Source organism: Rhodococcus sp. YH3-3 (assembly GCF_001653035.1).
Classification (GTDB): Bacteria; Actinomycetota; Actinomycetes; order Mycobacteriales; family Mycobacteriaceae; genus Rhodococcus_F; species Rhodococcus_F qingshengii.
Genome location: NZ_BCWH01000003.1, coordinates 1,037,662 through 1,043,994, shown reverse-complemented (window position 1 = coordinate 1,043,994; position 6,333 = coordinate 1,037,662). Strand labels below are relative to the sequence as shown.

The window sequence follows — 6,333 nt, the reverse complement described above, 5'->3', positions numbered from 1 at the left end:
CCTGGCGCGCGGGCGGAGTGCGGGACGGCGCCGCGGGAACCCTCAATCCGGGCGCACCGGCCTCCTACGTGTTGTGGGAGGCAGGCGAACTCGAAGTGAGCGCACCCGCCGACTCGGTTCAGCGATGGTCTACCGATCCGCGCTCGCGCGTACCCGCTCTGCCGAGGCTGGCGGAAGATGCGCCGATTCCGGTCTGCATCAAGTCGGTGCATCGCGGACGCGTCGTCTATCAGCGCGGCTCGTCGAGTGAGTGAGGCCGGCGCAGAGGCGTCTGTCGGTGATCGCTCCCGTGTGAGCGCTGTGCTCACCGGTTCCGCATGGCTACGTTCGCTGTACGCGGCCGCAGGTGGATTCCTGATCTTCGCAGGGTTCCCACCCCGCCCGCTGTGGTTCTTGGCGCCCGTCGGGATCGCTCTTCTGACGTGTGTGTTGACGAACTTCGGGCGCGGCGGACTGCGCCTTCGTGCCGGCTTCGGTTACGGATACTTGGCCGGTCTCGGATTTCTGGTGCCGTTGCTTCCGTGGATCGGTGTGTTCGTAGGTGCGGTCCCGTGGATCGCGTTGGCCGCGGTGGAGTCGTTGTTCATCGGACTGTTCGGGCTGCTTGCGGTTCTGGTGGCGAGGTTGCCATGGGCACCCTTGTGGATTGCTGCGACCTGGACGCTCACCGAGTGGCTTCGTTCCAGCGTTCCTTTCGGCGGATTTCCTTGGGGCAGGCTCGCATTCGGTCAATCCGAAGGGTGGCTCCTCCCTCTTGCGAGTGTCGGCGGTGCGCCGCTGCTCAGCTTCGCGGTGGCCCTGACCGGTACCGGCTTGGCAGCAGTTGCAGTCGCTGTCGCGGCCAAACGATGGGACCGAGGATTCTTCGGAGCTGTTGCCGCTGCCCTCGTGCCCGTGATCATTGCTCTCGTGGTGTCGCCGTTCTTGTCCACCATGGATTCCGGTGATCGAACGATCACCGTCGCCGCCATTCAGGGAAGCGTTCCGAGGTTGGGCTTGGACTTCAACTCGCAACGCAAGCAGGTCCTCGACAACCATGTCGCCGAAACCGTGAAACTTGCTGCCGAGGTGGACGCGGGCCGCGTCGATCAGCCTGACGTCGTGATCTGGCCGGAGAACGCCTCGGACATCGACCCCCTGCGAAACGCCGATGCCGCTGCCGACATCACCCGGGCCTCCGAAGCGATCGGAGCGCCGATTCTTGTCGGCACCGTACTCGTGAACGCCGATCGTACGACCACCAATTCGGTGATCGTGTGGGACGGCGCCAACGGTCCTCAGGAACAGCACGACAAGAAGATCATTCAGCCGTTCGGCGAATACCTGCCCTACCGAAGCTTCTTCCGGAACTTCTCCTCGTACGCCGATCGCGCGGGCAATTTCGTTCCCGGCGAGGGCAACGGCGTTGTCCATGCAGCGGGGGTACCCATCGGTGTCGCGACTTGTTACGAGGTGGCGTTCGACCGGGCGTTCCAGGAATCTGTGCGCAACGGTGCACAGTTGCTGGCGGTACCGACCAACAACGCCACTTTCGGGGACACCGAGATGACCTATCAGCAGCTGGCAATGTCGCGTGTGCGGGCAGTCGAGCACGGCCGCGCCGTCGTTGTCGCCGCAACCAGTGGTGTCAGCGCCATCATCGCTCCCGACGGTGCGGTGACTTCGCAAACCGACCTGTTCGTGCCGGCGGCCCTGGTGGCGAAGGTGCCGCTCTCGACCAGCTCCACCCTTGCCAGCCGAGTAGGTCCGGTGCCGGAGATCGTGCTCAGCATCATCGCGGTCGGCGCGATTGCCATGGCAGTGCTGGCCCGGCGCCGAGATCAGGCTGAGCACTCACCCGAGGAGACTGCGGCAATCTGAGCCGAGCATCGGATATTGGGGCTGCCGATGTTCCGAGGAGCGCCTACGCGGGTACTCGCTGTGCCACCCGTTCCTGCGTAAGGCGGCTTCTTGTGACCGAGCCTGAGAAAACCGAGCCAGACAAGTCCGAGCCCCGGGATGCAGTTCACAAAACCAGTGTCGTCGACGCGGTTCTGCAGTCACCGCTCGCCGGCCTGTCACCGTGGATCTTGCTGTCCTTGCTCTCCGGGCCGGGAAGGTTCGAGGAATCCGCGGCCGCAGCCCTCGGGTTGTCGCTGCTGATCTTGGCGGCCAGTCACCGGCGCGGCGGCACCGTGAAGCTGTTGGAGGTCTTCGACGTCGTGTTCTTCGGCGTTCTGGCGGCCATCGGCCTCCTCGCGTCGGCGAACACGATTCGGTGGTTCGAACTCTGGGGAGGCGAACTGACCAACATCGCGCTGGTGGTCTTTGCCTTCGGATCGATCCTGCTCCGCAATCCTTTCACTTTGCAGTACGCGAAAGAGTCGACGCCCGAAGAGTATTGGGCGACGCCTCTGTTTCTGCACATCAACTACGTCATTACGGCGGTGTGGGCTCTCGCCTTCACCTGGTCGGCCGTAGTGGGCCTGTTCGGAGACGCACTGCTGCACGACGGTGACAACTTCTGGACCGGATGGATTCTGCAGTTGCTCGGAACCTTCTTCGCGATCTCCTTCACCGAGTGGTACCCCGAGTATGCGCCGAACAAGGCCGCTCAGGCTCAGGGCCTCGAAACCGAACCACCGCAGTCGATTTTCAGGCTGTTCGACTTTTTGCCGGTGTTCGTAGCCGTGACCGGCATCGCGGGGTTGGTGACCGACTCCGTTTCCGTGACCGCAGGCGTCACGTTGATTCTGGTCGGCGTGTTCGGACATCTGGCGATGCGACGGTTCACCGTCGACTAGGAGCTCTCGGTGATCTCGCGCCTACGGGAACTTGGTGCACGATCGTCTCGATGACCGGCAGGTGCCGGCTGATGCACGGAATTTGTCCGTTTCTGCGATAGTCAGTGCACCTGCCGTGCAATGGAAACGAGGGAAATTGAGCGTTATTTCGAGTACTGCACACAAGCACGAGCCCCTACACGGAAGACGTCCACCAGCGGATCACCGCTTCCTCGGATTCGACACACGAGTCTTCCCACACGCCCTCGCGATCTTGGCGGTGTGGATGCTCTGGACCGTGATCGTGCCCGCCATCGATTCCGCTGTCTCCTCCGAAGATCCAACCGGCGCCGGAGACCGGATGGCCGTGACCGAAACGGTCTCCTTCGCCGTACCTGCGGGCTGGAATGTCGACAGTGGTTTCCGAACCGACCAACATGGCGCGTCCGATTCGCTCCCACGTGTGACGTTGACCGATGGCACCGTCACCGTGAGCGTCGACGCCGACACATTCAGTGGAACTGCCGACGAGCTCCTCTCCCAAACAGATGCCGTGAGTCTTGCGACGAACGGCAGTTCCGTGCTTGCGGTCTCCGGTGCGCGCCAGCCGATCAGCACCGCCGGGGGTCTGAGCGGCGTCCAGGTCAGCTTTGACACTCCGCGGTCCGCCGGATCGGTGACCACATTCGTCGTCGACGGCAAGGGAATTCGGGTACAGGTAGTCGGCCCACCCGATCAGATCGCCGCCCGCAGTCGAGAAATCACCGACATGATCGCCTCTATCGGCACACACGAGGGAGACACCAAGTGAGCACCGATCTCCTCGAAACCCGCTCCCGCGCATTCGATACGACGGCCTGGGGCGAGAAATTTCACTTCTTCCAGCCACGCAACGTCGTGTTCTGGATATACCTGTGGATGTGCGGATTCGGCCTCGTCAAAGGCTGGCAGATGTTTGCTCCCTTCGCCGGATACTTCGGGCGCGCACTCCTCGTTGCCGGCATCGTCGGCGTCATCAGCGCCGCGGTCTGGACATGGTGGTTCCGGCACATCGACCGCCACGAACGCCAACCCGTAGGACTAGTGGTCACCGGCTTCATCTGGGGCGCCACCGCAGCAACGTTCACTATCGCAGTACCCGCGAACGGAGCAGTCGGTTCGCTCTACTCGAAGATTTTCGGGCAGGTATGGGCTCAGGACTGGCATGCGGGCCTCTCTGCACCCTTCGTGGAGGAAACCGCCAAAGGCATCGGCATCGTAGTCCTCCTCGCGCTTGCACCACGCCTGGTGCGCACCGCAACCGACGGCCTGCTCCTCGGTGCTTTCATCGGCTTGGGATTTCAGACCAGCGAAGACTTTCTGTACTCGATTGCCGGCGCAACACAGGGCTTCGGCGCCCACCAAACCGACGGCCTGCTCGGTTCCATCGCCACCCGCACCTACTCCGACATCGTCTCTCATCCCCTCTTCACCGCCCTTTTCTGCGCCGGCGTGATCTATCTGATCGGCACCCCGGCCCAGCCCCGGCGGATCGGACGCGGATTGGCGTTGATCGTGGCACCCATCCTGATCCACGGCGTGTGGGATTCCATGCTCGCGATCGCCGGCGGCAGCAGTTCGCTCGTGTTCGTCATCATGATCGGCGACATCGTCTTCGCGTTCACTGCCTTGTGGATCGCGTTCGTCTGGGCGCACCCACGTGAATCCCACTTCGTCCGTGACATTCTCGCCCCGGAAATCGAGTCCGGCGTCCTGACCGACGCCGAGGTGACAGCCGCCGGCGGATGGCGACAACAACGCACTTACGCGAAAGCCGCACCCACTCGCACCGAACGTCGCCAACGACGACATATCGTTCGTGCCGCGCTGGATCTGTGCAGCGACCTAGCTGTCAGCAAGGGCGACGACAGCCCCCAGGTCGTCGAATCACGCAACGAAATCACCCGCCTCCGCCAAGGAACCGCGGCACAGAGCATCACTCGGTGACCGGGAAGTAGCGGAAGAACCGTTCAGCACCGCAAATCATTCACCCACACCCCAGTCGGCCGGGTTGCTTGCCATCGTCACTTGGCAAGCAACCCGGCCGAGTGACTGGGCTACCAGTTCACTCCGTATCGAAGTTTGGTGTACCGAAGTTTGGTGTGTCGCGGGGTGGGGGATACAGCTCACACTGGTGCACGAAGCAGCGCCGATGGTTCTCCAGCGCAAGTCCAGGATTTGCGCACTGTCGGCCCGCGAGTGCGCCTGGATGCTGAATGACGTTGCCCTGAAGTGTCTTTGAGGACCGCGAAGCATCCTGAAGTTGCCACGTCGAAGAAGGGCCGAAGTATGACGTCGACTTGTGAACGATCACTCCCCGAAGAACGAGAAAGACCGCCCGGTGTAGAACCGGACGGTCTTGATCGAAGTGCTAGTTCATGCGCCGCGACGCTTGGCCTTCAGCAAATCGAGACGCTCTTTGAGGAGCTCTTCGAGTTCCTCGACCGAACGACGCTCGAGCAGCATGTCCCAGTGGGTGCGGGGAGGCTTGACCTTCTTGGCTTCGGGAGCAGTCCCCTCCATGAGGGTGCCTTCGAGGCCGTTTCGGCACAACCAGGTGCCGGGGATCTCGGCTTCGTCCGCGAACGGGATGTCGAAGATCTCGCCGTTCTCGCACTTGTACTTGGCCATACGACGGGGCGCGAGGTCATGGTCACGGTCGGTCTCGTAGCTCACAGCTCCGAGTCGGCTACCTCGAAGTACGCGATCTGCCATGGTGGTGTCCTCTCTTCGTTCGTCACCGCTGGTGGGCGCCCTGACTTGGGGAGTAGACGCTCACACTCATCTACAACGCCACGAGCACCCGATTGGTTCCCGTGTGGCGAGAAGACGCAACCTCTCCATCTTACCGGGTACCGTGCGCGTTCATCGAAGGCGTCCGAATCTCGAGTACAGTGTCGATTCATGGCTGAGAGCACACGCGTCGGATCACCGCAGTCTGCGCGTTCGGGAAACCCGTGTGTGTGGTGTGGTCGAGAGGTCGCGGTGACCGGTGTCGGTCGTCGACGCCGGTACTGCAGCCAGTCTTGTCGACAGCGTGCGTACGAGCAGCGCAATGCCGTCAAGGGCACGTCGATCCCGGCTGACGCCGTCATCTTGACCGCAGTCGAAGCGGTCGAACTCGTGGATCGGATGTTCGAGGTCCGATGCGCTGCCGAAGATGTGGCGACAGCAGTTGCCGAGGGCGCAGAGAGTTCAGAGCTCACACAGTTGTGTGAACGGTTGACCGAGCTTGCCCGCGAAGCCGAACGTTTCCGGTAGAGCAGGTGTGGGCAACCGGTTTCTAGCCTTGCGTCGAGCACTGCAACACTGCGGTGCTCCTGACGCCTGACGACGACAAATTTTGATCCTGAGTTCGGACCTTCGGGGAGGTTCGGACTTCGAAGCGACCCTTCGTCGAGGTCGATGACCTTCGGCTGCGCTCTCGCAGGATCGCCACATGGTTTCCACTCGATATCGAGGCGGTGCGATGTTTCTCTTCAATCCCCGAGCCACACTTCCCGGCGCTGATCGTGACAACGCTGATCGTCAC

At 62.4% G+C, this 6,333-nt stretch carries 6 protein-coding genes and 1 pseudogene; 6 read left to right on the top strand and 1 reads right to left on the bottom strand.

What is annotated here, in order from left to right; translation table 11 throughout:
- The 5 genes and pseudogenes from YH3_RS30010 to YH3_RS29990 all read left to right on the top strand — a co-directional run.
- Positions 1-254: pseudogene (locus YH3_RS30010) on the top strand (amidohydrolase); the annotation flags it as partial.
- Positions 255-291: 37 nt separating this feature from the next.
- On the top strand, positions 292-1,860 hold the full coding sequence (lnt, locus tag YH3_RS30005) for an apolipoprotein N-acyltransferase (RefSeq protein WP_003944845.1): 1,569 nt from the start codon (positions 292-294) through the stop codon (positions 1,858-1,860).
- 92 nt (positions 1,861-1,952) lie between these two features.
- Positions 1,953-2,783 (top strand): hypothetical protein, encoded by an 831-nt coding sequence (locus tag YH3_RS30000; protein ID WP_007729819.1) that lies wholly within the window; start codon positions 1,953-1,955, stop codon positions 2,781-2,783.
- A gap of 136 nt (positions 2,784-2,919) precedes the next feature.
- Positions 2,920-3,573, top strand: coding sequence for a hypothetical protein (locus YH3_RS29995; RefSeq protein ID WP_228232700.1), 654 nt, complete (start codon positions 2,920-2,922; stop codon positions 3,571-3,573).
- Positions 3,570-4,748: a PrsW family intramembrane metalloprotease gene (locus YH3_RS29990; protein ID WP_064444604.1), complete on the top strand. Its 1,179-nt coding sequence runs from the start codon at positions 3,570-3,572 to the stop codon at positions 4,746-4,748. Before YH3_RS29995 ends, YH3_RS29990 begins: the two co-directional genes overlap by 4 nt.
- 429 nt (positions 4,749-5,177) lie before the next feature.
- On the opposite strand, the gene YH3_RS29985 is transcribed toward YH3_RS29990, so the two are convergent.
- Entirely contained in the window at positions 5,178-5,516 is a 339-nt protein-coding gene (locus tag YH3_RS29985) for an RNA polymerase-binding protein RbpA (RefSeq protein WP_003944971.1), read from the bottom strand.
- A 189-nt stretch (positions 5,517-5,705) separates the two neighbouring features.
- Here YH3_RS29985 and YH3_RS29980 point away from each other — a divergent pair, with 189 nt between their 5' ends.
- Positions 5,706-6,062: a hypothetical protein gene (locus YH3_RS29980; RefSeq protein ID WP_042450945.1), complete on the top strand. Its 357-nt coding sequence runs from the start codon at positions 5,706-5,708 to the stop codon at positions 6,060-6,062.
- Positions 6,063-6,333 lie beyond the last annotated feature (271 nt).